Annotated in this window: 20 protein-coding genes and 1 tRNA gene; 11 read left to right on the forward strand and 10 right to left on the reverse strand. The window is 75.0% G+C overall.

What is annotated here, in order from left to right:
• Positions 1 to 254: 254 nt before the first annotated feature.
• The 3 genes from LQU92_RS05650 to LQU92_RS05660 form a co-directional block, all read right to left on the reverse strand.
• Positions 255 to 1928 (reverse strand): FAD-binding oxidoreductase, encoded by a 1674-nt coding sequence (locus LQU92_RS05650; RefSeq protein WP_230778735.1) that lies wholly within the window; start codon positions 1926 to 1928, stop codon positions 255 to 257.
• A 179-nt stretch (positions 1929 to 2107) separates the two neighbouring features.
• The gene (locus LQU92_RS05655) at positions 2108 to 2890 is read right to left on the reverse strand and encodes a 1-acyl-sn-glycerol-3-phosphate acyltransferase (protein WP_230778738.1); all 783 of its coding nucleotides are present in this window, start codon (positions 2888 to 2890) and stop codon (positions 2108 to 2110) included.
• Complete coding sequence (locus LQU92_RS05660; RefSeq protein ID WP_230778740.1) at positions 2887 to 3675, reverse strand: SDR family oxidoreductase; 789 nt, start codon at positions 3673 to 3675, stop codon at positions 2887 to 2889. Before LQU92_RS05660 ends, LQU92_RS05655 begins: the two co-directional genes overlap by 4 nt.
• 116 nt (positions 3676 to 3791) lie before the next feature.
• Between LQU92_RS05660 and LQU92_RS05665 the strand changes: the two genes are divergently transcribed.
• Together LQU92_RS05665 and LQU92_RS05670 are read left to right on the forward strand one after the other, a co-directional pair.
• Positions 3792 to 6050: an HAD-IB family hydrolase gene (locus tag LQU92_RS05665; RefSeq protein WP_230778742.1), complete on the forward strand. Its 2259-nt coding sequence runs from the start codon at positions 3792 to 3794 to the stop codon at positions 6048 to 6050.
• Positions 6051 to 6088: 38 nt separating this feature from the next.
• Entirely contained in the window at positions 6089 to 6667 is a 579-nt protein-coding gene (locus tag LQU92_RS05670; protein ID WP_230778744.1) for a TetR/AcrR family transcriptional regulator, read from the forward strand.
• Between the two features lie 13 nt (positions 6668 to 6680).
• Here LQU92_RS05670 and LQU92_RS05675 read toward each other — a convergent pair whose 3' ends face one another.
• On the reverse strand, positions 6681 to 7949 hold the full coding sequence (locus tag LQU92_RS05675) for a DUF4032 domain-containing protein (RefSeq protein WP_230778745.1): 1269 nt from the start codon (positions 7947 to 7949) through the stop codon (positions 6681 to 6683).
• A 149-nt stretch (positions 7950 to 8098) separates the two neighbouring features.
• Between LQU92_RS05675 and LQU92_RS05680 the strand changes: the two genes are divergently transcribed.
• Positions 8099 to 8917 carry a MurR/RpiR family transcriptional regulator gene (locus LQU92_RS05680; RefSeq protein ID WP_101852911.1) on the forward strand — a complete coding sequence of 273 codons (819 nt, stop codon included), beginning with the start codon at positions 8099 to 8101 and terminating at the stop codon, positions 8915 to 8917.
• A 10-nt stretch (positions 8918 to 8927) separates the two neighbouring features.
• Here the strand turns inward: LQU92_RS05680 and otsB are convergent, their stop codons facing one another.
• Positions 8928 to 9752, reverse strand: a complete 825-nt coding sequence (otsB, locus tag LQU92_RS05685) for a trehalose-phosphatase (protein ID WP_101852910.1) — start codon at positions 9750 to 9752, stop codon at positions 8928 to 8930.
• Positions 9749 to 11242 (reverse strand): trehalose-6-phosphate synthase, encoded by a 1494-nt coding sequence (locus LQU92_RS05690; RefSeq protein ID WP_230778747.1) that lies wholly within the window; start codon positions 11240 to 11242, stop codon positions 9749 to 9751. Before LQU92_RS05690 ends, otsB begins: the two co-directional genes overlap by 4 nt.
• Before the next feature lie 185 nt (positions 11243 to 11427).
• On the opposite strand from LQU92_RS05690, the gene LQU92_RS05695 reads away from it, so the two are divergent.
• The 5 genes from LQU92_RS05695 (at position 11428) to LQU92_RS05715 (ending at position 16784) form a co-directional block, all read left to right on the forward strand.
• Positions 11428 to 12300, forward strand: coding sequence for a thioredoxin domain-containing protein (locus LQU92_RS05695; RefSeq protein ID WP_230778763.1), 873 nt, complete (start codon positions 11428 to 11430; stop codon positions 12298 to 12300).
• Positions 12301 to 12502: 202 nt separating this feature from the next.
• Positions 12503 to 12576 (forward strand) — tRNA-Thr (locus tag LQU92_RS05700).
• Positions 12577 to 13046: 470 nt separating this feature from the next.
• Complete coding sequence (locus LQU92_RS05705; protein WP_230778765.1) at positions 13047 to 13514, forward strand: hypothetical protein; 468 nt, start codon at positions 13047 to 13049, stop codon at positions 13512 to 13514.
• A 350-nt stretch (positions 13515 to 13864) separates the two neighbouring features.
• A complete protein-coding gene (locus tag LQU92_RS05710; protein ID WP_230778768.1) occupies positions 13865 to 14545 on the forward strand; it encodes a hypothetical protein in 681 nt (226 codons plus the stop codon).
• Positions 14546 to 14567: 22 nt separating this feature from the next.
• Complete coding sequence (locus tag LQU92_RS05715; RefSeq protein ID WP_230778771.1) at positions 14568 to 16784, forward strand: L,D-transpeptidase family protein; 2217 nt, start codon at positions 14568 to 14570, stop codon at positions 16782 to 16784.
• A 96-nt stretch (positions 16785 to 16880) separates the two neighbouring features.
• On the opposite strand, the gene LQU92_RS05720 is transcribed toward LQU92_RS05715, so the two are convergent.
• The 4 genes from LQU92_RS05720 to LQU92_RS05735 form a co-directional block, all read right to left on the reverse strand.
• Positions 16881 to 17483 (reverse strand): TIGR03085 family metal-binding protein, encoded by a 603-nt coding sequence (locus LQU92_RS05720; protein ID WP_101852904.1) that lies wholly within the window; start codon positions 17481 to 17483, stop codon positions 16881 to 16883.
• A 114-nt stretch (positions 17484 to 17597) separates the two neighbouring features.
• A complete protein-coding gene (locus LQU92_RS05725; RefSeq protein WP_230778774.1) occupies positions 17598 to 18053 on the reverse strand; it encodes a DUF3817 domain-containing protein in 456 nt (151 codons plus the stop codon).
• The gene (locus LQU92_RS05730; protein ID WP_230778777.1) at positions 18050 to 20014 is read right to left on the reverse strand and encodes an ABC transporter ATP-binding protein; all 1965 of its coding nucleotides are present in this window, start codon (positions 20012 to 20014) and stop codon (positions 18050 to 18052) included. Before LQU92_RS05730 ends, LQU92_RS05725 begins: the two co-directional genes overlap by 4 nt.
• Positions 20014 to 21783: an ABC transporter ATP-binding protein gene (locus LQU92_RS05735; RefSeq protein ID WP_230778795.1), complete on the reverse strand. Its 1770-nt coding sequence runs from the start codon at positions 21781 to 21783 to the stop codon at positions 20014 to 20016. Before LQU92_RS05735 ends, LQU92_RS05730 begins: the two co-directional genes overlap by 1 nt.
• Before the next feature lie 261 nt (positions 21784 to 22044).
• On the opposite strand from LQU92_RS05735, the gene LQU92_RS05740 reads away from it, so the two are divergent.
• The 3 genes from LQU92_RS05740 to LQU92_RS05750 all read left to right on the forward strand — a co-directional run bounded on the left by LQU92_RS05740 (position 22045) and on the right by LQU92_RS05750 (position 25963).
• Positions 22045 to 22836 carry a DeoR/GlpR family DNA-binding transcription regulator gene (locus tag LQU92_RS05740; RefSeq protein WP_058858170.1) on the forward strand — a complete coding sequence of 264 codons (792 nt, stop codon included), beginning with the start codon at positions 22045 to 22047 and terminating at the stop codon, positions 22834 to 22836.
• Positions 22833 to 23807 carry a 1-phosphofructokinase family hexose kinase gene (locus LQU92_RS05745; protein WP_230778810.1) on the forward strand — a complete coding sequence of 325 codons (975 nt, stop codon included), beginning with the start codon at positions 22833 to 22835 and terminating at the stop codon, positions 23805 to 23807. The genes LQU92_RS05740 and LQU92_RS05745 overlap by 4 nt, the downstream gene beginning before the upstream one ends.
• Positions 23808 to 23878: 71 nt before the next feature.
• Complete coding sequence (locus tag LQU92_RS05750) at positions 23879 to 25963, forward strand: fructose-specific PTS transporter subunit EIIC (protein WP_230778812.1); 2085 nt, start codon at positions 23879 to 23881, stop codon at positions 25961 to 25963.
• Positions 25964 to 26027: the final 64 nt, after the last annotated feature.

Genomic DNA, 26027 nt, shown 5'->3' on the forward strand with positions numbered 1-26027 from the left:
AAGGCGCCTTCCCCCGGGCACCTCCCGTGCCGGTCCCAGCGTTCCGTGCCGGTCCCAGCGTTCTTGGCATGGTGGGCCGGCGGGGCAACGGGTCGGAAGGCGGCGGTCCGGTCGTCCGCGGGGTTGAAGAGCGCCATCGTGCATCGAGATTGAAGGGCTGGGCCGCGCACCGGGGCTGAAGGGCGCCGTCGCGCACCGCGGCAGAAGGGCTCCTCCGCACGCGGCGGAGGAGCCCTTCTGCTGCGACGAGGACGTCAGTCGACGATCTTGCCGGGGTTCAGGTTCGCACCGGGGTCGGCCACGGCGAACAGGTCCCGGAGCAGCTGCACGCCCTCGGGGGAGACGTCCTGCGCCATCCACGGGCTGTGCTCCGTGCCGACGCCGTGGTGGTGCGACAGGGTGCCGCCGGCGTCGACGAAGGCCTGCTGGACGGCGCCCTTGATCACGGCGTACTCCGCGTGCGGGTCCTCGCCGATCTCGTAGCCGAAGGTGAAGTACAGGCAGGCCCCGGAGTGGTAGGAGTGCGACATGTGGGACATGATCCAGCCCTGCTTGCCCTGCGACCGGAACGCCCTCTCGGCGGCCTCGTAGACCGCCTGGTGCACGGTGGCGAGCTTGGACCACGGCGCGGCCGTCTCGGAGACGTCGCCGATGGTGTTCTGCTCGAGCAGGAAGTCGCGCAGGTACGGGGTGTCGAACTTCTTCTGGTCGTAGAGCGCGCCGGGACCCGAGCCCAGCACGAGGGCGCCCTCCTGCTTCACGAGACCGGCGACCGTCTTCTTGTGCCGCTCGACCTCCGCCTTCGTCCCCTCGAAGCAGACGTAGCCGATGCACATGGCGTCGGTGTCCCAGCCTCGGCGGCGCATGACCTCCCACAGCAGGTCCTGGCCCTTGGCGGTGAGCTTCTTCTTCAGCCCGGTGGGCGCCTTCTGCGTGGACAGCGAGAACGCGGTCTCGTGCGCGTCGGAGACGCGGGCGAAGGTGGTCGGCACGCCGGAGCGGGCGATCGCGTGCATCGCGGTCAGCGCCCGCTGCCACGTGGGGAACATGTAGGCGATGACCTCGCGGTGCTCGGCGACGCGGTGCACCTGGACGTCGAGCTCGGTGATCACCCCGAGCCGGCCCTCCGAGCCGAGGAACATCTCGCGCAGGCTGGGTCCGGTCGAGGTCGAGGGCAGCGGGCGCAGCACCACGGTGCCGCCGGGGCGCACGACGCGCATGCCGCGGACGATGTCGGCGATGTCGCCGTACTTGTCCGACTGCATCCCCGAGGAGCGCGTCGCGACCCAGCCGCCGAGCGTCGAGTGGGTGAAGGAGTCGGGGAAGTGTCCGAGGGTCCAGCCGCGGGCGTTGAGCTGTGCCTCCATGTCGGGGCCCAGCACGCCGGCCTGGATCGTGGCCAGGCCCGCGGTCTCGTCGACCGCCAGCACCCGGTTCATGCGACCGAGGTCGAGTGAGACGATCGTTCGTTCTTCGTGGGGGGAGGGCTGGAGGCTGCGGGAGATGCTGGTGCCGCCGCCGAAGGGGATGACCACGAGGTCGCGCTCCACGGCGAGGGCCAGGACGGCCGCGACCTCCTGCTCGTCGGCCGGGTAGACGACGACGTCGGGCACGCGCGCGAACTCGCCGGCCCGGGTCAGCAGCAGCTCGGTGACGGACTTGCCGGCCCAGTGCACGACGCGCAGCTCGTCGTCGACGCTCACGTGCTCCGCCCCGCTGACGGCCCGCAGCGCCTCGAGCACCTCGGCCCCCGCACGGGACCCCGGGACGGTCACGGTCGAGAAGGGGATGGTGTCCCGCTCCCGGGGGCGCAGGTCGACGCCCAGTGCCTTCTTGACGAACGGGGCGAAGGCGGGCTTGTTGGCGTACTCGAAGTGCACGTCCTCCTCGCCCCACCCCCACCACTTCATGTGCTTCACGTGTGCCATCTGCGCGGTCGTCTCCTGGTTCTCGGGGGTCCGGTGCCGGCCGCAGGGGCGCGGCCGGACGGAGCTGCTCGGAAATGGGCCCGGTGCTCCGGGGGTTCGGTGCACGGCGTCTCAGGGCCCCGGCGGTCGCGGCGCCGGAGGTCGTCCGGACCCCGTGGCGGGGCGTGAGCGACGCCCGCTCACCGGTCGAGGACCGGCCGGTGCCGTGCGTAGAGCTCCCGCACCGCGGTCTCGATGCGCTCGTTGAACGCTGCGGTCGGCTCCTTGGGGCGAGCCTGCAGGGGCTCGCCGACCGCCACGACGACGGGCGGCCGGCCCCGGCGCGGCCAGCGGGCCCCGCGGGGCATCGCCTCGTAGGCGCCGATGAGCGCGACGGGGAGCACGGGCACGCCCACGGCCTTGGCCAGGCCGGCGGCGCCGATCTTGAAGGAGCCCATCTTCCCGGTGCGCGAGCGGGTGCCCTCGGGGAAGATCAGCAGCGGGACGCCGGCGCGCAGCAGCTGCTTGGACAGGCCCCGGTTGGCGCCCCCGCCGGTGCGGTCGACGGGGAAGGCGTTGAAGACGAGTTCCGTGAACAGCCGTTTGTGCGGGGCCGTGAAGAAGTAGTCGGCGGCCACGCCCGTGGCGAGGTCCCGGCGCACGCGCGGGGGCACGGAGCCCAGCACGAGGGGGGCGTCGAGGTGGCTCGAGTGGTTGGCCACCACGATGCACGGGCCCTCGAGGCGCTCCGCGGCCGGGTCGGTGACGACCGTGCGGCGCACGGTGCGGTAGGCGATCCCGCGCAGGAACACCGTGCGGGCGATCCGGCGGGCGAGCCGCCGCCCCGGGGAGCGGAAGCGGGAGACCTCCAGTGCGGCGGAGGATGCCGGCGGGGCGGTCGGCGCGGGCCCGTCCGCCGCCCCGGCCGCGCCCTCGATGGAGCGCTGGACGGGGGCGGGCTCGCGCTCCTCGCGGCGCGTCACGACCCGGCCGCCCGTTCCTTCTGGCGGGCGGCGGAGAGGGCCCCGGACAGACGCCGCACGGCCCCGCCCGGCAGGTGGCGCATCGTGAAGGCCACCGCGCGGTAGCGGCGCGTGGGGATCGAGACGACCTTGCCGCGGGCGACGTCCTCGAGGGCCTCCTCGGCGACGCGCCGGGCGTCGAGCCACAGGAAGGAGGGGATCGACGAGCCCGAGATCCCGGCGCGCTCGTGGAACTCGGTGCGGACCCATCCGGGCAGCACGGCGGTGACGTGCACCCCGGTCCCGGCCAGCTCGACGGCCAGGGACTCGGTGAACGCTGTGGTGTAGGCCTTGATCGCAGAGTACGAGCCCATGCGCACGAGCCCGGCCACGGAGGAGATGTTGACGATCCAGCCGGAGCCGCGGGCGGTCATGGCCCGGGCCGCGGTGGACGAGAGCACGAGCACGGCCCGGCACATCACCTCGAAGCCGCGGTCGTGGGCGGAGGTGTCCGGGTCGGTGAAGCGGGTCTTCACGGAGAAGCCGGCGTTGTTGACGAGCACGTCCACCGGCCGGTCGGGATCGGCGACCCTGGCGGCCACGCGCTCGACGTCGCCGCGCTCGGCGAGGTCCGCGGTCAGCACCTCGACCTCCACGCCGTGGTCGGCGCGCAGGCGGGCGGCCGTGCGCTCCAGCCGGTCGCCGTCGCGGGCGACCAGCACGAGCGCGTGGCCGCGGCGGGCCAGGGCCTCGGCGAACGCGGCGCCGATGCCGGACGTTCCCCCCGTCACGAGAGCGGTAAGCATGAGATCTAGGCTACAGTACGGTAGCCGTAGCGCAGGCGGACGCGCCCCGGACCCCGGGCGCCCGCCCGGCCCCCCGCACGGCCCGCAGGCCGGCACCCATCCCCGGAGGAGCACCGTTGACCGAGACCCCCACCACGCGCGTCCTGCTGACGGGAGCCACGGGCTTCCTCGGGCAGGCCGTGCTCGAACGGCTGCTCTCCGCGCACGAGGGGGTCCACGTCACCGCCGTCGTGCGCCCGAAGGGCTCCGTGACGGGGGAGCAGCGGCTGCGGCAGCTGCTGCGCAAGCCGGTGTTCCGCCCGTGGCGGGAGGCCCTCGGCGAGGAGGAGGCCCGCCGGGTCTTCGCCGAGCGCACCGCCGTGGTCGAGGGTGACCTCTCCGCCCTGGCGGGGATCGAGCAGCCGTTCGACGTCGTGATCCACTCGGCCTCCACCGTCTCCTTCGACCCGCCCATCGACGAGGCCTTCACCACCAACGTCGGCGGCGCCACCGGTCTCTACGACGCGCTGCTGGCCTCGGGGCAGGACCCGCACGTCGTGCACGTCTCCACCTGCTACGTCGGCGGGATCGCCAAGGGGCTGCGCCCCGAGGCGCCCGTGGACCACGACGTCGACTGGGCCGCCGAGTTCGAGGCCGCCCTCGCCGCCCACCGGGAGGCCGAGATGGCCTCCCGGACCCCCGAGCGGCTGCAGACGCTCATCGACGAGGCCACCGCCGGGCACGGCAAGGAGGGCCCCAAGTCGGTGGCCCGCGCCGCGGAGGCCGCCCGGCAGGAGTGGGTGCGCACCCGGCTCGTCGAGTACGGGCGCACCCGCGCCCAGTCCCTGGGCTGGACCGACGTCTACACCTTCACCAAGGCACTCGGCGAGCGCGTCGCGGAGCAGAAGTGGGCCGGGGCCGGGCACCGGCTGTCCGTGGTGCGCCCGTCCATCATCGAGTCGGCGCTGCGCCACCCCTACCCGGGGTGGATCGACGGCTACAAGGTCGCCGACCCGCTGATCATGGCCTACGCCAAGGGCGCGCTGCCGGAGTTCCCGGGGCTGCCGGACTCGGTGCTCGACGTGATCCCGGTCGACCTCGTGGTCAACGCGATCGTGGCGCTGGCCGTGGGCGGGCACCGCGGCCCGGAGGGGCAGGTCACGGAGCCCGGCGCGCAGGCCCCCGAGCCCGGCTACTACCAGGTGTGCTCCGGGGCCTCGAACCCGCTGCCGTTCCACCAGATGTACGAGAACGTGCACACCTTCTTCACGGCCCACCCGCTCGAGGACGCCGACGGCACCCCCATCCGGGTGCCGGAGTGGCGCTTCCCCGCGAACAACGCCGTGGAGCGCTCGCTCGCGCTCAAGGAGCGGCTCTCGGCGGTGGGCGGGAAGCTCACCACGGTCCTGCCCGCGACCTCGCGCACCCGGGAGTGGGCGAGCTCGCTGCACCGCATGCAGTCGGGCCTGGGCTCCTTGCGCACCTACGTGGACCTCTACCAGTCCTACACGCGCACGGAGATGATCTTCGACGACGCCCGCACCCGCCAGCTCAACGACTCCCTGCCGGCGGGCACGCCCGAGGACCGGACCGTCGACGTGCGCGCGATCGACTGGACCGACTACTGGCAGAACGTGCACCTGCCGGCCCTGACCGAGATGACGAAGGCCTACGGGCGGCTCAAGGCGGCCTCCCGCCGCCGCGGCGCCCCGAAGCGGGCGCTGCGCGAGGGCACGGACGTGCTGGCGGTCTTCGACCTCGAGGGCACCGTGCTCGACTCCACGGTCGTCCGCCAGTACCTGCAGCTGCGCCGGCACACGCTGGGCCCGGCCCGGTGGCCGGCGGAGCTGGCGGAGCTCGTGGCGAGCGCCCCGACGTACGTGAAGGCCGAGCGGCGCGACCGCGGGGAGTTCATCCGCGCCTTCATGCGCCGCTACGAGGGCGTGCCGGCCGCGACCGTGCGCGAGCTCGTGGCGGGACCGCTGGGGGAGGACATGCGCCGGCTGCTGCGGCCCGGGGCCCTCGCCCGGATCCAGGAGCACCGGGCGGCCGGGCACCGCACGGTCCTGGTCACCGGCTCGTTCGACCTGCTCGTGGAGCCGCTGGCGGAGCTGTTCGACGAGGTCGTGGCCGGGCGGATGGACGAGCGGGACGGGGTGATGACCGGCTACCTCGCCGTGCCCCCGCTCGTGGACGAGGCCCGGGCGCAGTGGCTGGCGAAGTACGCCGAGCGCGGCGGCTACGACCTCTCCCGCTCCTACGGCTACGGGGACTCCCACGCCGATGCGAGCTGGCTCTCCGCCGTCGGGCACCCGTACGCGGTCAACCCCGACCTGGCCCTGTACCGGCTGGCGCGCCGGAACCACTGGACGGTCGAGGACTGGAAGCGGGCCTGAGCCCGTCCGGTGGCGGGCCACGGCGGACGGGGGCGGCGGTGACGGAGGACGTGCAGCGGCCCGATCCGAGGACGGTGTCGACCGACCAGAAGATCACCGCGGCGGCGCTGGCCCTCCTGCGGGAGGGCGGTCCGCAGCGGGTGAGCATCGAGGCGGTCTCCGCGGCCTCGGGCGTGGCCAAGACCTCGATCTACCGCCGCTACGCGAACAGCATCGAGCTGCTCGAGGGGGTCCTCGAGCACGCCGCGGCGGTGCACGCCCCCGAGCAGCCCGAGGCGGCGGGGGACTGGGGGCAGGCCCTGGAGCGGACCCTGCGGCTGCTGCTGCGGGACATGGGCACGGGGGTCGCGGTCGCGCTGCTGAGCGAGCCCGCCTCGGAGACCTCCCGGATCCTGCGGGCCCACGTGGTGCGCCCGCAGGTGGAGCGGCTGCGGGCGCTGCTCGCGGCGGAGGTCGCCGCCGGGCGCCTCGCCGCGGACCTGGACGTGGAGGTGGTGCTGGACTTCGTGCTGGGCTCGGCCTACTCCCACCTCGCCCGGTACGGGGAGCTGGGCCCGGACTGGCCCGGGCGGGTGCACCGCACCCTCACCGGGGTGCTGCGGGCCCACCGGCCCTGACGCCGGGCCGGGCTCAGAAGATCTCCCGCTCGTCGGGGCGGGTGGACAGCTGGGAGGCCACGTAGTCGCGCACGGCCGCGGGCGTGGGCACGTCCTTGCCGGCCCGCTCGGAGAGGAACCAGCGGTGCTCGAGGACCTCGTGGACGATCTCCGGGGGCTCGAGCTTGCGCCGCATCGTGGCGGGCACGGCCTCCATGATCGGGGCGAAGACCTCCCGCATCCACAGCTGCGCGACGAGCTCCTCGTCGAGGCCCGGGTAGAGGTCCTGGCCGAGCTGGGCGATGTCCGTGAGCAGGCGCCGGGCCTGGTTCTCGTGGGCGGTCAGGCCCGTGAGCCGCTGCAGCCGCCGGGTGTGGTGGCCGGGCTCGACGACCTGCGGGCGCAGCCGGATCCGCCCGTCGTCGGTCTCCAGGGAGGCCTCCTCCACGTCGAAGCCCAGCCGGTTCAGCCGCCGCACGCGCTCGACGACCCGCCAGCGCTCGTCCATGCTGAAGGACTCCTCGACGGTCAGCTCCCGCCACAGGAACTCGTAGGTGGCCACGAGCCGGTCGGAGACCTCGAAGGGGTCGACGACGTCGGCCAGCTCGTGGCCCTCCTCGGCGGCCCCCGCGAGCAGGTCCATGATCTCCCCGGCCACGTTGGTCCGGGCGAGCTCGACGTCGTAGGCGCGCTGGCCCGGGGACAGGGACGGGTGCAGCTCGCCGGTCTCGGCGTCCACGAGATAGGCGGCGAAGGCCCCGGCGTCGCGCCGGAACAGGGTGTTCGACAGCGAGACGTCGCCCCAGTAGAACCCGGACAGGTGCAGCTGGACGATCAGGGAGGCCAGGGCGTCGACGAGCCGCTCGACCGTCTCGGCGCGCGGGCCGGCGGAGAACAGCGCCCGGTAGGGCAGGGAGAAGCTCAGGTGGTCGGTCACCAGGGCGGCCGGCAGCTCCTCGCCCTCGGGGGTGTAGCGGTGGGTGACCACGCTGTCGGGCACCACGGCGGGGATGCCCATCCGCTGCAGCCGGCGCAGGATCCCGTACTCGTGCTGGGCGTAGTGGGCGGTGGTCTCCTTGACCGCCACGACCTTCGGGCCCGCGTGGGCGAAGCGCACGACGTGGCGGGAGATCCCGCGCGGGAAGGCGACCAGGACCTCCTCCGGCCACTGCTCCAGGGGCTTCTCCCACGGCAGCTCCAGCAGCACCGGGTCGGGAAAGGCCGTCTGGATCGAGACCCGGGCCCCGGGCGGGCGGTCCCCCGCCGGGGGCCCGGGGAAGCGGGGGTCGGGGATGCCCTTCATACCGGGTCATGCTACCAACCGGCCCGTCGCGCGGTCCCGGCGGACCCGCTCTCCTAGAGTGGCGGGGTACGGACCTCCCCGGCGCCGGGCGCCGGGACACGGCAGGAGCACAGCATGGCGACCCAGCACGGCCCGCGGAGGCGGTGAGCGTGTCCATCGAGCAGCGCATCCACGACCGCTACGCGGAGCTCTCCCCGCAGGAGCAGCGGGCCGCCGACGTGCTCCTGGCCCACCTCGAGGACCTGGCCCTCTACAGCTCCGCGGAGCTGGCCGCGATGAGCGGGGTCTCCCGGGCCACCCTCTCCCGGCTCTACCGCCACCTGGGCTACGAGTCGTTCACCGAGGTCCGCGAGGTCGCCCGCGGCCTGCGCCAGCAGGGGGTGCCCCTGGGGCCCGACGCCGACCCCCGCCGCTCCCGCCACCTCGACCAGGAGCTGCGCAACCTCCGGCGGGCCCTGGACCCCTCCGGCGAGCAGCTGGAGCGGGCCGTGGCGGTGCTGGCCGCGGCCCGCACGGTCCTCGTCGTGGGCCTGCGCAACAGCCACCCCGTGGCCCTGCACCTGCGCCAGCAGCTCCAGCACGCCCGCCCGGAGGTGCGCCTGGCGCCCGTGCCCGGGCAGACGCTGGGGGAGGAGCTGCTGGACGTGGGCCCGGGCGACGCGGTCGTGCTCGTGGGCTTCCGCCGCCGCCCCCACGGCTTCGGGGCGCTCGCGGAGGCGTGCGCGGGCACCGGGGCCCAGCTCGTGCTCGTCGCCGACGGCACGGCCCGCCGCTACGCGGGGTCGGCCGACCTGTGGCTGGAGTGCCCGCTGGACAGCGCCGGGCCCTTCGACTCCTACGCGGCGGCGATGAGCCTCGTGGCGGTCCTCGCCGACGGCGTGCTCGCGGCCGCCGGCGAGGAGGGGCGCCGGCGGGTGGTGCGCGCCGCCGAGCTCTACGAGAGCCTGGCCGAGCTCGACCTGCGCTGACGGGCGCGCCTCAGCGCCCGGCGCGCAGGCCGGCGAGCCGGGTCAGGGCGGCGGCCAGCTCGTGCGGGCCGGCCACCCGGTGGGCGGCGACGCTCTGCCCGGAGCCGACCTTGATCCCGACGTCGTGCGGTCCCAGCTCCCGCATGGCGTTCTCGTCGGTGACGTCGTCGCCGGCGAAGAGCGTGACGTCCGCGCCGGTGGCCTGCATGAACGCCGTGATCCCCTCGCCCTTGGTGGCCGAGTGGACCGAGGACTCCACGACGTGCTGGCCCGGGGTGATCCGCAGCCCGTCGAGCTGCTCGAAGGCCTCGACCATCTCCTGCTCCGCCTGCGCGCACCGGGACTGGTCGTCCATGGTGCGGGTGTGGAAGGCCGCCCCGGTGGGCTTGAGCTCCAGCAGCGAGCCCGGCCAGCGGGCGACCTGCTGCTGCACGAGCGCGGTCGCCGCGGCCAGCAGCTCCTGCTGCTCGGGGCTCAGCCGCAGCTCCATGTCCTCGGCCGCGTCCCCCAGGGCGTCCAGGTGCACCTCGGCGCCGTGGGAGCCCGAGAGCAGCATCCGCCCGGCCGGGTCCACGACCGAGCGCAGGAACGCCATGGGACGCCCGGAGATGACCGCCACGTACGTGTCCTGCTCCTGCAGCAGGGCCTCCATCGCCGACTGCGCCTCGGGCAGGGCCCGGCTCTCGCCCGGGTCGGCGGTGAACGGGGCCAGGGTGCCGTCGAAGTCGAGGGCCACGAGCAGGGTCCCCGCCGCCGCGGCGCGCTCCAGGGCCCGGTCCAGGGACTCCTGCGCGCCGGCTCCCGCCCGCAGGGCGTCGTCGTCCGTGCGGCTCATCGCTGCTCCTCCTGCCCGGCCGCCGGGCGGGCCTCGGCCCGCGCCCGGGCGAGGTCGCGCAGGAAGGTCTCCGACCAGCCGGTGACGTCGTGGCCCATCACGTGGCGGCGCATCGCGCGCATCCGCTTCTTCGCCTCCGCCGGCGCCATCTCCTTGGCCCGCACCATCGTGGCCTTCAGCCCGTCGATGTCGTGCGGGTTGACCAGCAGGGCCTGCTTGAGCTGCTCGGCCGCGCCGGTGAACTCCGAGAGCACGAGCACGCCCGAGCCGTCGGCGCGGGCCGCGACGTACTCCTTGGCCACGAGGTTCATCCCGTCGCGCAGCGAGGTGACGAGCATGACGTCGGTCGCGAGGTAGAGGGCGACCATCTCCTCGAAGGGGTACCCGTGGTGCAGGTAGCGCACCGCGGTGTGGGAGATCGTGTCGAACTGGCCGTTGATGTGCCCCACGAGCCCCTCCACCTGCTCGCGCAGGTGGACGTAGGACTCCACGCGCTCCCGCGAGGGGTTGGCGACCTGCACGAGCACCGACGGGCCCACCGTGAGCGAGCCGTCCTCGAGCAGCTCCCCGTAGGCCTTGATCCGGTGCACGATGCCCTTGGTGTAGTCCAGCCGGTCCACACCGAGGAACACCGTCTCCGGGTCGCCGAGCTCGTGCCGGATCTCCTCGGCCCGCCGCCGCACCTCCGGGCGGGACGCGAGCTCCTCGATGGCCCCCGAGTCGATGGAGATCGGGTAGGACCGGGCGTGGACGGTCCACTCGTCCTCGCCGTCGCGGAACCGTGCCTGGCCCTGCTTGAAGGGCACGTCGAGGAACCGGCGCACGCACCGCTGGAAGTTCTGCGCGTCCCCGGGGCGCTGGAAGCCGATCAGGTCCGCCCCCGCCAGCCCCTCGAGCACCGCCCGCCGCCAGGGCAGCTGCCCGAAGATCTCCAGCGGCGGGAACGGGATGTGGTTGAAGAACCCGATCGTCAGGTCCGGGCGCAGCTCCCGCAGCAGGCGCGGGACGAGCTGGAGCTGGTAGTCCTGCACCCACACGGTCGCGCCCTGCGCCGCGACCTCCGCGGTGCGCTCCGCGAACCGCCGGTTGACCGTGCGGTAGGCGTTCCACCAGGTGCGGTGGAACTCCGGCGGGGCGATGACGTCGTGGTAGAGCGGCCACAGGGTCGCGTTGGAGAAGCCCTCGTAGTAGTCGGCGACCTCCTGCTCGGACAGCGGCACCGGGGCGAGGTGGAAGACGTCGTGGTCGAAGCGCTCCAGCACCTCGTCGGGGGCACCGTGCCAGCCCACCCACGCGCCGGCGTTGCGGGCCATGACGGGCGAGAGGGCGGCCACCAGGCCGCCGGGGGAGCGGCGCCAGGACGCCTCGCCGGCCTCCACCGTCCGCTCGACCGGCAGCCGGTTGGAGACGACGACGAAGTCGTAGCCGCCCTCCTGCCCCGGTGCGGCGGCGGGTGCTGGGCTCTGGTCGGGGTGCGGGTCCGAGGTCATGCGCGCGGGTCCTTCCGGTGGGCGTCGTCGTCCTGCCCCCATCCTAATTCGTCAGCACCCTCACGGTCTGCCCGTGACCGCACACGGCCGCCGGGACCGGGCCGGCTCCCGGCGGCCGCCCAGGAACTCTCCGATACCCTGGGCACCGAACACCCGCCCCCCGTGCACCTCCCCGAGAAGGACCCATGGCATCCAGCAGCTCGAACCCCCAGCACGAGTCCCGCGAGGCCGCCCGCGAGCGCGCGCGCCGGATCGCGGACCAGCACGCCCGGCAGGAGAAGCGCTCGCGCCGGCTGCTGCAGATCGGCATCCTCGCGCTCGTGGTGGTGATCCTCGCCGTGATCGGCGTGGTCGTCGCCCAGAACCGGGCCCAGCAGATCCCCGAGGCCGGCCCCGTCCCCGCGAGCGCCAACGAGTGGGGCGGCACGGTCCTCACCGCGGACGGGATCGTGAAGGACTCCTCGGAGGTCGACCAGCGCGACCTGCGCGAGGTGCCCGAGGCTCCGGAGACCCCCGACGAGTCCGCGGTGCCGCCGGGGATCGTCGACCCCGCCGAGGCCGAGGAGTCGGACGGGCCCGTGGAGGTCGTGATCTTCCAGGACTTCGAGTGCGTGCACTGCGCGGACTTCGAGGCCGAGAACGGCGACGCCATCGCCGAGGCCGTGGCCGACGGCGACGCCACGGTCGAGTACCGCAACCTGAACTTCCTCGACCGGGCCACCCCCACCAAGTACTCCTCCCGGGCCGCGGCCGCCGCCTACGAGGTCGCCAACCAGGTCTCCACCGAGCAGTACCTCGCCTTCGTCGAGGAGATGTTCTCCCACCAGGGCACCGGCGGGCTCGAGGACGAGCAGATCGCGGAGATCGCGGCGAAGCACGGCGCGGACGTCGAGGGCGCGCTCGAGGACAACGCCTGGCGCCCGATGGTCAACGTGGTCTCCCAGGAGTCCCTGGCCAACGGCATCGCCGGCACCCCGACCGTCTTCGTCGACGGCGAGCGCCTGGGCGACCAGCCGTTCCAGGAGGCACTGGACGAGGCCGTGGAGGCCAAGAAGTAGGGCCTGCCCCCGGTCCGCCGGTCGGCGCCGCACCCCGGGCCGGGGTGCGGCGCCGCTGCGCGTGCGGCCCCGCCCGCCGGGCACGCCGCGGACCCGGTCCCTGGCGCCGGCGGCGACGGGGATTTCGGGGCGGCCCGGGCGGTCCGATATTCTGGGCAACCGTGCGTCCGGCCGTCCCGACAGCGCCGTCCGCCCGCAGCCCGCCTCCTTAGCTCAGCTGGCCAGAGCACCTGTCTTGTAAACAGGGGGTCACCGGTTCGAATCCGGTAGGGGGCTCCGCTTCCCGCCCGCGGTGCCGGCGAACGCCCGGCGCCGCGGGCGTTTTCACGGGTGCGAAGCTCCGTGACCGCGTGTGTCGGGCGCACCGTGTTCCTGCCCCGCGCACTGCGCTTCCCGGCCGTCGGTGCGCTGGGCGACCCGAAGACTGCTGATCGACCGGCGGAGGTGCCGGCGGAGGGGGTCGAAGCGCCCCCGAGCCCCGCAAACACAGGGATCCGGTCGCGTGCCGGGAACGGCATGTTCGCGGTGGCCGGCCGCGCCGGCGAGGGTCGGGCACGACGTGCCGCGGGCCGACCGCGACGAGACGGAACCGTGACAGCATTCGCACCGGTCAGAGGGTTGAACCCCTTTTCCGGACGCTCCTACCGTGTTCTTACCTGGTTCACAGGGGAGACCTGTTGCGGAGGTCTCCGAACATCCCATCGCATGGCGGCCATCGTCATGCCTTTCCACTGGAGCAGTCAGTCATGAGCACTCTGCGGAAAACCCTCGCCAGCACGGCCGTCGCAGCCCTCCTCCTCGGAGGCGCGGCTGCGACCCCGGCGGTCGCGGGGGGAGACAAGGATAACAACGGCCACGGCAGTCACGATAGCAACGGCCGTCATTACGACAAGAACAAGGACCGGGACCGCGACAGGGACTACCGCGACCGGGATCGCGATCACTACGAACGGGATCGTGATCGGGATCGGGACCGCCATCACGACAGGGACCGCGACCACAAGGACCGGGATCGCGGCCACCACCGGCACTACGACGGCAAGAAGTACTACGACCACGACCACGGCTGGAAGTACGACCACGATCACGACTCCCACTGGTGGTACTGCAAGGACCACAAGGACTGGCACTACTACGACGACGACAAGGGCGGGTGGCAGAAGAAGCACCACGACGACGAGCACGGCCACCACGACAAGGACCACAAGCACTAGGGCCCCGGCCCTCGTGCCCGCCCGCTGACCGGGCGGGTCCGGCCGTGCGAGGAAGCGCCCCGTCCCGCCGGGACGGGGCGCTCCCGTGCCCGGGCCCGTCCTCTCCCGCCGCCCCGGAGCCCGCGCCCGCGCCGCGGCGAGCCGTCCCGGGACGTCGTGGCGGGGCATCCGACGCCCCGCCCGCGGTGCGGGGCCCGACGACGGCGGGCCCGCAGCGGCCCGGCCGCCACACTCGGTCATCTGATCGCGAAAGCAAACGCCGCGTGTAGCGTGGGCCACAGGACGGCCGCCACCCCGGGCGCGCCCTCCGCCGTGGTCCCGGCCCCCGTGGGACCGCCCGAGGAGCCCCCATGACCCCTGACGTCCCCCGCCCGCCCCGTGCGTGCCCGCACAGCACCCGTCTCGCCGGGACGCTCCTGCTGGTCCTGGCCCTGACCGGGTGCGCCGGCGGGGCCGGCGAGGAAACGACCGCGGCCACCACCGGCCCCACCGGCGCCTCGGACCCGGCCGGTTCCCCGAGCCCGGCCGCGACGACCCCGGGCGCCGCGCCGGGGGAGACCGCCCCGCCGGCGGCGAACGGCACCCCCACCGGTGCTCCGTCCGGCAACGACGTCGCCCCCTACGACGGGACCGCCACCCGGGACGCGGGGGCCCGCTTCGGGACGTCCGCCGCGGTCGCGGAGGGCCTCGAGGCCCGGGTCGACGGGCCCAGGCACGCCACGACCGGGCAGCGGTCGGTCCGCGCGGCCCCCGGCACCCCGGTGCAGGTCTTCACCCTCACGCTGACCAACACCGGCGACGAGCCCGTCGACGCCGTCCCGTGGTCCTTCCCCGTGGCCCTGGCCGGCGACGAGCCGGCCACCCCGGCCTTCGACGAGGACCTCGGCGCCCGCATGGAGACCTTCCCGACCCTCGAGCCGGGCGGGAGCACCTCGCTCGACGTCGCCTTCAGCGCCGGCCCGGAGGCCGAGCTGGCCGTGCGGGTCTTCGACAACACCACCCCCGACCACTACGTCGAGTTCACCGACTGACCCCAGCGAGGGACCCCCCGTCATGAGAACACCTGCCCTGCGACTGCCCGCCGCGCTCGCGGCCTGCCTCGCCGTCGTCGTCGCCGGCACCCCCGGGGCCGTCGCCGCCCCCGATCCCACCGCCGCGCCCGGTCCCACCGCCGGTCCCGGCACGGCCGGCAGCACGGTCGCCGCCCCCGTCCTGCGCGACGACGAGATCGTGCTCGCCGAGCTCGAGCCCGCGGGGGAGGACGGCGCGGCGCGGCTCGACGTCCTCGCCAACGACACCCTGGCCGACCCCGCCGGGTCGCTGCTGCTGCTGCCGGACCCCGGGGTCCCGGACGAGGAGCCGGGGCGGGAACGGGCCACCGGCCTCGGGCTGCTGCGCGTCGTCGGCCCGGACACCGACCCCGCCGACCTCCCGGCGGGCTGGGAGCAGCCCGAGCACCCCGTGCTGGCGCTCGGGACCGCCGGCGCGGACGGCCCCGCGCCGGAGCGCCTGGAGGTCGACTACGTCGTCGTCGACGCCGCCGGGACCAGCGCCCGGGCGGTGCTCACCCTGGTCGGCGATCCGGCGGCCCCGGAGCCCACCCGGACCGCACCGTCCGCCGCCGCCGAGGCGCCCGCGACCGCCCCCGCGACGGAGCCGGCGGAGCGGCCCGGAACGGAGGGGGCCCCGGAGGAGGACGACGCGTCCCGCGAGGACACGGCGCCCGGGGCAACGGCTCCCGGCGCCGCTGAGGAGCCCGGCACGGCGGACCGGCCGTCCGCCGCCGCGGCCGACGAGGACGCCGGCGTCCCGGCCGCCGTGCGGCAGGCCCTCGAGGCGGCCGCCCAGCGCGCGGGCGCCCGCACCGGAGCACCTGCCGGGCCGATGCAGGAGCGGGAGGGCGGCTGGGAGTGGCCGCACGAGCGCGGCACGGTCCTGTACGCCGAGGCCCACGGCGCGCACTTCGTGCAGCTGCGCGGGGCGATCGGGCAGAAGTGGCTGCGCTCCGGGGCGGTCGCCGGCCTCGGCTGGCCGCTCGAGGACGAGGCCTGCGGCCTGCCCGGCGGCGGCTGCCGCCAGGGCTTCTCCCGCGGGCGCACCGTCCACTGGAGCCCCGCCACCGGCGCGCACTGGGTGCAGGCCGACGGCGCCATCGGCTACCGCTGGGCCCGCGCGGGCGGCCCGGGCGGCAGCTACGGTCACCCGGTGACCGACGAGCGGTGCGGGCTCACGGGCGGCGGCTGCTACCAGGTCTTCGCGGAGGGCCACACCGTCTACTGGCGTCCCGGGACGGGGGCGCGGGCGGTGAAGACCAACGGCGCGATCGGGCACAAGTGGGTCCGGGCCGGGCGCGAGAACGGGACCTACGGCTACCCGGTGACCGACGAGACCTGCGGTCTTCCCAGCGGCGGCTGCCGCCAGGTCTTCGCGAAGGGCCGCACCGTCTACTGGAGCCCCGCCACCGGCGCCCGGGCCGTGCAGACGAACGGGGCCATCGGCCACAAGTGGATCCTCTCGGGCCGCGAGCGCGGGACCTTCGGCTACCCCGTCACCGACGAGACCGGCACCGGGACCGTCGTCCAGACGTTCCAGCGCGGGCTGATCACCTGGAGCCGCTCCGGCGGCACCCGCACCCACCTGTTCCGCGGGGAGTGCCACCACCTCAACACCGGCCGCTCCGTGCAGCCCACGCGCAACGCGGCCCGGGTCTCCCTGACCATCGCGGAGGGCTACGGGCGCTCGCAGGCCACGTTCGTCAACTGCGTGCGGATCGCCGGCAGCTACGTCGAGGAGTGGCGCACCTCCGCCCACGTCGGCGCCAGCGGGTTCAAGCGCCCGGGCGTGCCCTCGGGACACACCCAGTACCTGTACTCGCCGCAGGGCTCCTACTCGGTCACGGAGTCCTTCGGGGTCTACGACCCGGGCACCGCGCTGCCCTACCGCCAGCTCAACCCGAACTCCCGCTGGGGCGGGCGGCCGGGCACCCTGTACAACAAGTACTTCGAGTCCACCGGCTACACGTGGCCGGACGAGAACATGTGGTACTTCGCCCAGTCCGGCGACTACCGCCTGGGCGTGGTGATCAACTACAACCGGCCGCCGGACTCGCCGATCGTCCAGGGCAACGGGTTCGCGATCTTCCTGCACGCGAACAAGGTCCCCACGGCCGGCTGCATCTCGCTGCACGAGCACGAGGTGGCCCGGTACATGCGCACCGCCCGCCCCGGCGACCGGATCATCATGGGGGTGCGCGCCGACCTGTTCCGCTGAGCCGGTCCCGCCGGGCTCCCCGCGGGGAGGCCGGGACGGAGGCAGGGGCCCGCGCACCGCGCGGGCCCCTGCCTCCGTCGTCGTGCGCGGGCGGGTCTACTCGACCGACTCCTCGACCCGGGCCCGGTCGCGGCGCCCGAAGGCCCACAGCAGCAGCTCGCTCGGGGCGCCGCGCAGCACGCGCACCGTGCCGGTGCGGCCGCGGCCGCCGCGCACGGCACCGAAGCCGGGGGCGATGAGCACGAGGGCGTCCTCGTCGTCCTTGAGCAGCACCTTCGCCAGCAGCCGCAGCGACCCCCAGAGGTCCTGCTCCTCGTCGTGGAGCAGCGGCCGGTCGTGCCACTCGGGCTGGGCGCGGCGGACGTCCTCGTGGTGGACGAAGAACTCCACGGTGTTCATCCGCCGGTCCAGGGGGCCGAGACGGGCGGGGGAGTACAGCGGGGGCCGCTCCACCTTCTGGACCAGCCGGTCCCACGGGAGCCCGGCCAGGGACTCCTCCGTGCGGCGGGCCCGCTCGCCCAGCACGGGCAGCTGCGGCAGGGCCCGGCCCGCGAGGACGTCGGGGCGGCCGTCGCGCAGCACCAGGTGCACGGCGAGGTCGCGGGTGGTCCACCCCTCGCACAGGGTCGGGGCGTCGGGGCCGGTGCGGCGCAGCAGCGCGGCCAGGTGGCGTCGCTCGACGTGGGCGAAATTGGTCACGGGGCTCCTCCTCGGGGCGCCCGCCGGCGGTCGGCGGGGCCGTCCGCCGCCCACGCTATCGCGGGCTCGCCCGGCCGGGAACCGGGCCCGCCACGGCCCGGCCCGCGGCGGGGCTCAGCCGCGGGGGACGGGCGGGCCCAGCTGGAGCAGCACGGCGGTGGCCACGGCGACGGCGGCGACGCCGGCCGCGGCGGCGAGCACCGGGCTGCGCAGCGCCCAGGCGCCCAGCCGCTCGAGGGGCCCGGCGGGGGAGACCCCGCCGGGGGCCAGCCGCCAGCCGCCCTCGAGCAGCCCGGCGCGCGCGGCCCAGCGCTCGAAGGGGACCGTGGCCCACGGGACCACGGAGGAGGCCAGGCCCAGCAGCCCCGCGCCCGCGGACCAGCGGTGGTCGACCCACACGAAGCAGGTCACCACGCAGTAGGCGAGGAACACGATGCCGTGCAGGGTCCCGAAGACCGGGACGAAGGCCTCCGAGACGCCCGTGTACTTCAGGACCATGCCGAGGATCAGCAGGGTCCAGGTGACGGCCTCGGCGGAGGCGGCGCGGCCGTAGAGCTGGCGGGGCGTCATGGGGCAGGTTCTCCTGGGTCGGTGGGGAGGGCGGGGGCGGCGGGGGCGGCCGGGGCGTCGTCGCCGGCGACCGGGGCGCGGAACTGGCTGCGGTACAGCTCGGCGTAGGCCCCGCCGGCGGCGAGCAGCCGCTCGTGCGGGCCCTGCTCGACGATCCGGCCGTCCTCCATCACCAGGATGATATCGGCGTCGCGTATCGTGGAGAGCCGGTGGGCGATCACGAACGAGGTGCGGTCGGTGCGCAGGGCCGCCATCGCCTCCTGCACGAGCAGCTCCGTGCGGGTGTCCACCGAGGAGGTGGCCTCGTCGAGCACCAGCAGCGACGGGTTGGCCAGGAACGCGCGGGCGATCGTGATCAGCTGCCGCTCGCCGGCCGAGACGTTGTCCCCCTCCTCGTCGATCACGGTGTCGTAGCCCGCGGGCAGGGCGCGCACGAACCGGTCCACGTAGGCCGCCCGCGCCGCGGCCAGCACCTCCTCGTCCGTGGCGTCGAGGCGCCCGTAGCGGATGTTCTCCCGGATCGTGCCGCCGAACAGCCACGCGTCCTGCAGCACCATCCCCACCGCGGCGCGCAGCTCGGCGCGGGAGAGCTCGGTGATGTCGGTGCCGTCGAGGGTGATCCGGCCCCCGTCCAGTTCGTAGAAGCGCAGCAGCAGGTTCACGAGGGTGGTCTTGCCGGCCCCGGTCGGGCCCACGACGGCCACGGTGCGCCCGGGGCGGGCCTCGAGGTCGAGGTCCTGGATCAGGGGCTCGTCCGGGGCGTAGGAGAAGGACACGCGCTCGAAGCGCACGTGCCCGCGGGGCCGGCGCGGCAGCCGGGCCCGCGGGGTGTCCGGGCGCTGCTCGGGGGCGTCCAGCAGCTCGAAGGCCCGTTCGGCGGAGGCGACCCCGGACTGCAGGGCGTTGGCCATGCCGGCCAGCTGCGACAGCGGCTGGGTGAACTCCCGGGAGTACTGGATGAACGCCGTGACCGCCCCGAGGGTCAGCTGGCCCGAGGCCACCCGCAGCCCGCCCAGCACCGCGATCGCGACGTAGGAGAGGTAGGAGACGAACTGCATCACGGGCAGGATCGTCCCCGAGACGAACTGCGCCCCGGAGGCGGCCCGGTAGAGGGCCTCGTTGCGCTCGTCGAAGACCTGCGCCATCTGCTCCTCCCGGCCGAAGGCCTTGACCAGCTCGTGGCCGGAGAAGGACTCCTCGATGTGGCCGTTGAGGGCGCCGGTGGCCCGCCACTGCTCCGTGAACAGCCGCTGGGCCCGGGCGCCGATCAGCCCGGCGCCCAGCGCGGACAGGGGCAGGGCCAGCAGCGCCACGAGGGCCAGCTGCCAGGAGACGACGAACATCATCACCACGATCCCGGCCACCGTCAGCACCGACTGGACCAGCTGGGTGAAGGACTGCTGCAGGGCGGTCTGGACGTTGTCGATGTCGTTGGTCACCCGGGACAGGACGTCACCGCGCTGGCGGCCGTCGAACCAGCCCAGCGGCAGCCGGTGGAGCTTGTCCTCCACCGCGGCGCGCAGGTCGTGGACGACGCGCATCACCACGCGGTTGAGCAGCCAGCCCTGGGCCCACTGGAGCACCGAGGCCACGAGGTAGAGCACGAGCACCAGCGCGATCAGCCGCCCCAGGGCCGCGAAGTCGATGCCCCGGCCCGGCACGAGCTCCATCGCCGAGACCATGGCCGCGAGGTCGTCCTCGCCCTGGGCGCGCAGCCGCTCGACGACCTCGGCGCGGTCGGCGCCGGCGGGCACCGACCGCGCCACGACCCCGCGGAAGATCACGTCCATGGCCCGGCCCAGGACCAGCGGCGCCCACACGGTCAGCGCCACGGAGACCGCCCCGAAGACGACGACGACGGCCAGGCGCGGCCAGTGCGGGCGCAGCAGCCCGAGCAGGCGCCCGGCCGAGGGCCAGAAGCGCCGGGCCCGGCGCGGCGGGGCCGCCTCGTGCCGGGACATCAGCGGCTCCCCTCGGCGGACAGGGGAGCGGCCGGCTCGGCGGCGTCCTCGGCCCCGGCCTGGGAGCGCACGATCTCCCGGTAGGTGCCCGACCGGGCCAGCAGCTGCTCGTGGGTGCCCCGGGCCGTGATCCGCCCGCCCTCCAGGACGAGGATCCGGTCGGCGTCGCGCACGGTGGAGACCCGCTGGGCGACGACGACCACGGTGGCCCCGCGCACGACCGGGCGCAGGGCGGCGCGCAGGCGGGCGTCGGTGGCGGTGTCCAGGGCCGAGAAGGAGTCGTCGAAGAGGTAGACCGCCGGGCGGGCCACGAGCACCCGGGCGATGGCCAGCCGCTGCCGCTGCCCGCCGGAGACGTTGGTGCCGCCCTGGGCGATCGGGGCCTCGAGCCCGCCCGGCATGCGGCGGACGAAGTCCTCGGCCTGGGCGGTGCGCAGCGCCGCCCACAGCTGCTCGTCCGTGGCCTCCGGCCGGCCCAGCCGCAGGTTGGAGGCCACCGTGCCCGAGAACAGGTAGGCCCGCTGGGGGACCCACCCCACGCGGGCGCTCAGCTCGGCGCGCCCGTACCGCGGCAGCGGGACGCCGTCCAGCAGCACCGTCCCGGCCGTGGGGTCGAGCAGCCGGGGGAGCAGCCGCAGCAGGGTGGACTTGCCCGAGCCCGTGGCCCCGACCACGGCGGTCGTGGTGCCGGGTCCGGCGCGCAGGTCGAGGTCCTCGAGCACGGGGGCCTGCGCCCCGGGGTAGGAGAAGCTCACCCCGCGCAGCTCCACGGCGCCGCGGGCCGGGCCCGGGGCCACCGGCTCCTCCGGCTCGCGCAGCTCCGGCTCGGTGTCCAGGACCTCGGCGACGCGCTCGGCGCAGACCAGCGCGCGCGGGACCATCATCAGCATGAAGGTGCCCATCATCACGGCGGTGAGGATCTGCAGCAGGTACTGCAGGAACGCCGTGAGCGAGCCGACCTGGATCTGGCCCGCGTCCACGCGCTGGCCGCCGAACCACAGCACCGCGGCCGTGGCCAGGTGCAGGATCATGCTGATCAGGGGGAACATCAGCACGAACAGGGAGCCGATCCGCACGGAGACGTCCGTCAGCTGCGCGTTGGCCCCGGCGAAGCGGCGGCGCTCGTGGTCCTCGCGCACGAAGGCCCGCACCACGCGCACCCCCACGATCTGCTCCCGGAGCACACCGTTGACGCGGTCGATCCGGGCCTGCATGAGCCGGAACAGCGGCATCAGGCGGGTCGCGAGGGCGCCCACCACCACGGCGAGCAGCGGCACCGAGACCCACACGAGCCACGACAGCCCCGGGTCCTCGCGCAGGGCCATGACGATCCCCCCGACGCTCATGATGGGGGCGGCGACCATGAAGTTCAGGCCCGTGAGCACGAGCAGCTGGATCTGCTGGACGTCGTTGGTGCCGCGGGTGATCAGCGACGGCGCCCCGAAGCGCCCGACCTCGCGGGCCCCGAAGGAGCCGACGCGGCGCTGGACGGCCCGCCGCAGGTCCCGGCCCGTGCCCATGGCCGCGCGCGCCCCGCAGTACACGGCGGCCACGGCGGCGAGCACCTGCACGAGGGCGACGACGAGCATCACCTGCCCCACCCGCAGCACCAGGTCCGTGTCGCCGCGGGTCACGCCCTCGTCGATGATCCGCGCGTTGAGGCTGGGCAGCAGCAGCGCGGCGACCGTCGCGGCGAGCTGCAGGACCACGACGGCCAGCACCCAGCGCCGGTAGCGGCCGGTGTACTGCCGGAGGAGGCGGACAAGCATCGGGGCGGCGCTCCTGCTCGCGGGACGGGACCGGCCCGCACGGCGGGCCGGGACGGGCACGGTCTCCCGGGCCCAGGCTACGCCCGCCCCCGGACGCCGGCCCCCCCGGCCCCCCCGCGGCCGTGGCCCGCGGCGTCGGCACCGCTCCGCGACGTCCCGTGAAGTGGATCACCGGAACCCCTGGTAAACCCACACGAAGTCACATAAACTCAACGGAACACAGGAGCGGAGGGCCGGTTCCCGGCCGAGGAGGTGCAGGACATGTTCGCGACGGAGCGCCAGGCGGAGATCGCCGAGCTCGTGGCCACGAGCCGACGGGTCAACGGTGCCGAGCTCGCCCGGCGCTTCGACGTCACCATGGAGACGGTCCGCCGCGACCTCGCCGCCCTCGAGGCGGCCGGACGGCTGCGGCGGGTCCACGGCGGGGCCGTGCCCGTGGAGCAGACGACGGTCGACGAGAAGGCCATCCACTCCCGCCAGCACCTGAACACCCCCGAGAAGCGCCGCATCGCCGAGGCGGCCTTCTCCCTGCTGCGCACCAGCGGGGCCGGGGCCGTGGTGCTCGACGCCGGCAGCACGGTCGAGGCGCTCGCCGACCTCATCGTGCGCTCCGACTCCACGCTGCCGGACGGCCAGGAGCAGCTGATCATCACCCACGCCCTGCACATCGCCGCGAAGCTCGCCGACGCCACCGGCATCGGCCTCGAGCTCGTGGGCGGGCGGGTGCGCAAGCTGACCTGGGCCGCCGCCGGCGGCCGGGCGGCGGAGCACTACTCCCGGCTGCGCCCCGACGTCGCCTTCATCGGCTGCAACGGCCTGCACCCCGAGTTCGGGCTGAGCACCCCCGACCCCATCGAGGCGGTCGTGAAGTCGGCGATCGTCCAGACCTCCCGCCGCGTCGTGCTGCTGTGCGACGCGGCCAAGTTCGGGCAGGAGACCCTCATGCGCTTCGCCTCCCTCGAGGAGATCGACACCCTCGTCACCGACCGGGCCCCCGGCCCCGAGCTCGCCGCGGCCCTCGAGGCCGCCGACGTCGAGGTGGTGCTCGCGTGATCCTCACCGTCACCCTCAACCCCTCCCTGGACCGCACCGTCGAGCTCGGCGCCGCGCTGCGCCGCGGCGCCGTCCAGCGCGCCACGGGCGCCCGGCAGGACGCCGGGGGCAAGGGCGTCAACATCTCCCGCGCCCTGCGCGCCAGCGGCTCGCCCACCCTCGCGGTGCTCCCCGCGGACCCCGGGGACCCTTTGCTGGCCGAGCTCGACGCCGCCGGCGTCCCGCACGAGAGCGTCCCGGCCGGGGCCCCGGTGCGCTCCAACGTCACCATCACCGAGCCCGACGGCACCACCACGAAGCTCAACGCCCCCGGGACGCCCCTGAGCGCGCAGCGGCTGGAGGAGCTGGCCGCGCTGCTCGTGCGCCACGGGGCCGGGGCCTCCTGGATCGTGCTCGCCGGCTCCCTGCCCCCGGGCGCGGAGCCGGGCACCTACGCGCAGCTGGTCCGCCGGGTGCGCGCCGCCCTGGGCGAGCGCGCCCCCCGGATCGCCGTGGACACCTCCGGCCCCGCCCTGGCCGGCGCGACGGCCGACGACGACGCCCTGCCCGACCTGATCAAGCCCAACGGCGAGGAGCTGGCCGAGCTGGTGGGCCGCGGCGACGGCGACGCCCTCGAGGCCGACCCCGCGCTCGCCGCGGCCGTGGCCGCGGCGCTGGTCGGCCGGGGCCTGGGCGCCGTGCTGACCACGCTGGGCGGCGGCGGCGCCGTGCTGACCACCGCGGCGGGCTCCTGGCACGCGGTGCACGCCCCCGTCGCGGTCCGCTCGACCGTCGGCGCGGGCGACAGCTCGCTCGCCGGCTACCTGCTGGCCCACGAGCGGGGGGACGACCCCGCCGGGTGCCTGCGCCAGGCCGTCGCCTCCGGCACGGCGGCCGCCGCACTGCCCGGCACGCGGGTCCCCGCGCTGTCGGGGACCACGCCGGAGGCCGTCGCCGTGCGGGAGCTCGCCCCGCAGGACGCCGCCGGCTGACCCGCACCACCTGCTTCCCCGACCACCACGAACCACCCGGGCCCCAGGGCCCGCCGCTCAAGGAGGACACCGTGTCCGAGCTCATCACGCCCGACCTGGTCCAGCTGGACCAGGACCTCGGGGAGGACAAGGCGACCGTCATCGGTCAGCTCGCCGCCCTGGTCCAGCGCGCCGGGCGCGCGGAGCAGCTCGACGGGCTGCTCGCCGACGCCATCGCCCGCGAGGACAAGACCGCCACCGGCATCCCGGGCGGCATCGCGATCCCGCACTGCCGCTCGACCGCCGTCACGGCCCCGACCCTGGCCATGGCCCGCCTGGACCCGAAGGTCGACTTCGGCGCGAAGGACGGCCCCGCCGACCTGGTCTTCTTCATCGCGGCCCCCGAGGGCGCGGACCAGACCCACCTGAAGCTGCTGGCCAAGCTCGCCCGCTCGCTCATGAAGAAGGACTTCACCGCGTCCCTGCGCGCGGCCCGCAGCGAGCAGGAGGTCGTGCGCCTCGTCGACGGCGCGCTCGGTCTCGGTCCCGCCGAGGAGGGTCCCGCCGGGGCGACCACGGCCGCGGCGACCCCGGCGGCCGTGGCCGCCGGCGGGGCCGCGTCCGGTGCCGCGGTCCCGGAGCAGGCCCCCGCCGCGGCGGGGCAGCGGCGCCGGGTCGTGGCCGTCACCGCCTGCCCGACCGGGATCGCCCACACCTACATGGCCGCCGACGGGCTCAGTAACGCCGCCCAGGAGCTCGGGGTCGACCTGCAGGTCGAGACCCAGGGCTCGGCGGGCTTCACCAAGCTGGACCCCGCCGCGATCGCCGCGGCCGACGCGGTGATCTTCGCGACCGACGTGGACGTGCGCGACCGGGGCCGCTTCGCCGGCAAGCCCTACGTCGCCTCCCCGGTCAAGCGGGGCATCGACGAGCCCGACGTCATGATCCGCGAGGCCCTCGCCCGGGCCGAGGACCCGGACGCCCCCCGCGTCCAGGGCGGCGGGGCCGGGACCGAGGACGCCGCGGCCTCCGGCCAGGAGGGGTGGGGCACCCGCATCCGCAAGGCCGTGATGACGGGCGTGAGCTACATGATCCCGTTCGTCGCCGCGGGCGGTCTGCTCATCGCCCTGGGCTTCATGGTCGCCGGGGCGGACATCGCCAACATCGCCGACGACGTCCTGGGCACCTCCACCCTGTGGAACCTCGGCGAGGCCTCGCTCGCCCAGTACCTCGGCGCCGTGCTGTTCAAGATGGGCTCGCTCGCGATCGGGCTGCTCGTGCCCGCCCTCGCCGGCTACATCGCCTACGGCCTCGCCGACCGGCCCGGCATCGCCCCCGGCTTCGCCGCCGGGCTCGTGGCCAACTTCATGGGCGCCGGCTTCCTGGGCGGCATCGTGGGCGGGCTGCTGGCCGGCCTGGCCGCCTACTGGCTGGCCAAGCCGCAGCTGCCCCGCTGGCTGGGCTCCCTCATGCCGGTGGTCGTCATCCCGCTGCTGGCCACGATCTTCTCCTCGGGACTGCTGCTGCTCGTCCTGGGCGGGCCGATCGCCACGTTCATGGCCTGGCTCACCGAGTGGCTCAGCGGCATGACCGGTGCCGGGGCCCTGGCCCTGGGCGCGATCCTCGGCTTCATGATGGGCTTCGACCTCGGCGGGCCGATCAACAAGGTCGCCTACACCTTCGCCGCCGCGGGCCTGGGCGCCGCCACGGCCGCCAACACCGCCCCGCAGGAGATCATGGCCGCGGTCATCGCCGCCGGCATGGTGCCCCCGCTGGGCCTGGCCCTCGCCTCGCTCGTCGCCAAGCGCTACTTCAGCACGGTGGAGCAGGAGAACGGCAAGGCCGCCTGGCTGCTGGGCCTGTCCTTCATCTCCGAGGGCGCGATCCCGTTCGCGGCGGCCGACCCGCTGCGCGTGCTGCCCGCGACCATGGCCGGCGGCGCGGCCGCCGGTGCCGTGGCCATGGGCGCGGGCGCGACCTCGCCCGCCCCGCACGGCGGCGTGTGGATCCTGCCGCTGATCGGCAACCCGCTCATGTTCCTCGCCGCCGTGCTCGTGGGTACGGTGGTCACAGCCGGCGTCGTCGTCGCCCTCAAGCACGTGGGCGGCGTCCAGCGCAAGGTGGCCGACACCGAGCGCGACGTCGCGGCCGCCGCGCCCGCGGCGGCGACCGCCTGACCCGCGCCGCCCCGGCCGTCCCCGTGGCGGCCACCCACCGACCGTTCCCCGGGAAGAAGGACAA

Origin of the sequence: Kocuria sp. LUK (genome assembly GCF_021012935.1) — a bacterium.
GTDB classification, from domain to species: domain Bacteria; phylum Actinomycetota; class Actinomycetes; order Actinomycetales; family Micrococcaceae; genus Kocuria; species Kocuria flava.

Coding starts and splice junctions, on each gene's coding strand:
- LQU92_RS05725 (WP_230778774.1), bottom strand. CDS start 18,053: ATGACGCCCCGCCAGCTCTACGGCCGCGCCGCCTCCGCCGAGGCCGTC.
- otsB (WP_101852910.1), bottom strand. CDS start 9,752: ATGAGCCGCACGGACGACGACGCCCTGCGGGCGGGAGCCGGCGCGCAG.
- LQU92_RS05735 (WP_230778795.1), bottom strand. CDS start 21,783: ATGCTTGTCCGCCTCCTCCGGCAGTACACCGGCCGCTACCGGCGCTGG.
- LQU92_RS05710 (WP_230778768.1), top strand. CDS start 13,865: ATGACCCCTGACGTCCCCCGCCCGCCCCGTGCGTGCCCGCACAGCACC.
- LQU92_RS05695 (WP_230778763.1), top strand. CDS start 11,428: ATGGCATCCAGCAGCTCGAACCCCCAGCACGAGTCCCGCGAGGCCGCC.
- LQU92_RS05730 (WP_230778777.1), bottom strand. CDS start 20,014: ATGTCCCGGCACGAGGCGGCCCCGCCGCGCCGGGCCCGGCGCTTCTGG.
- LQU92_RS05690 (WP_230778747.1), bottom strand. CDS start 11,242: ATGACCTCGGACCCGCACCCCGACCAGAGCCCAGCACCCGCCGCCGCA.
- LQU92_RS05675 (WP_230778745.1), bottom strand. CDS start 7,949: ATGAAGGGCATCCCCGACCCCCGCTTCCCCGGGCCCCCGGCGGGGGAC.
- LQU92_RS05650 (WP_230778735.1), bottom strand. CDS start 1,928: ATGGCACACGTGAAGCACATGAAGTGGTGGGGGTGGGGCGAGGAGGAC.
- LQU92_RS05660 (WP_230778740.1), bottom strand. CDS start 3,675: ATGCTTACCGCTCTCGTGACGGGGGGAACGTCCGGCATCGGCGCCGCG.
- LQU92_RS05715 (WP_230778771.1), top strand. CDS start 14,568: ATGAGAACACCTGCCCTGCGACTGCCCGCCGCGCTCGCGGCCTGCCTC.
- LQU92_RS05740 (WP_058858170.1), top strand. CDS start 22,045: ATGTTCGCGACGGAGCGCCAGGCGGAGATCGCCGAGCTCGTGGCCACG.
- LQU92_RS05705 (WP_230778765.1), top strand. CDS start 13,047: ATGAGCACTCTGCGGAAAACCCTCGCCAGCACGGCCGTCGCAGCCCTC.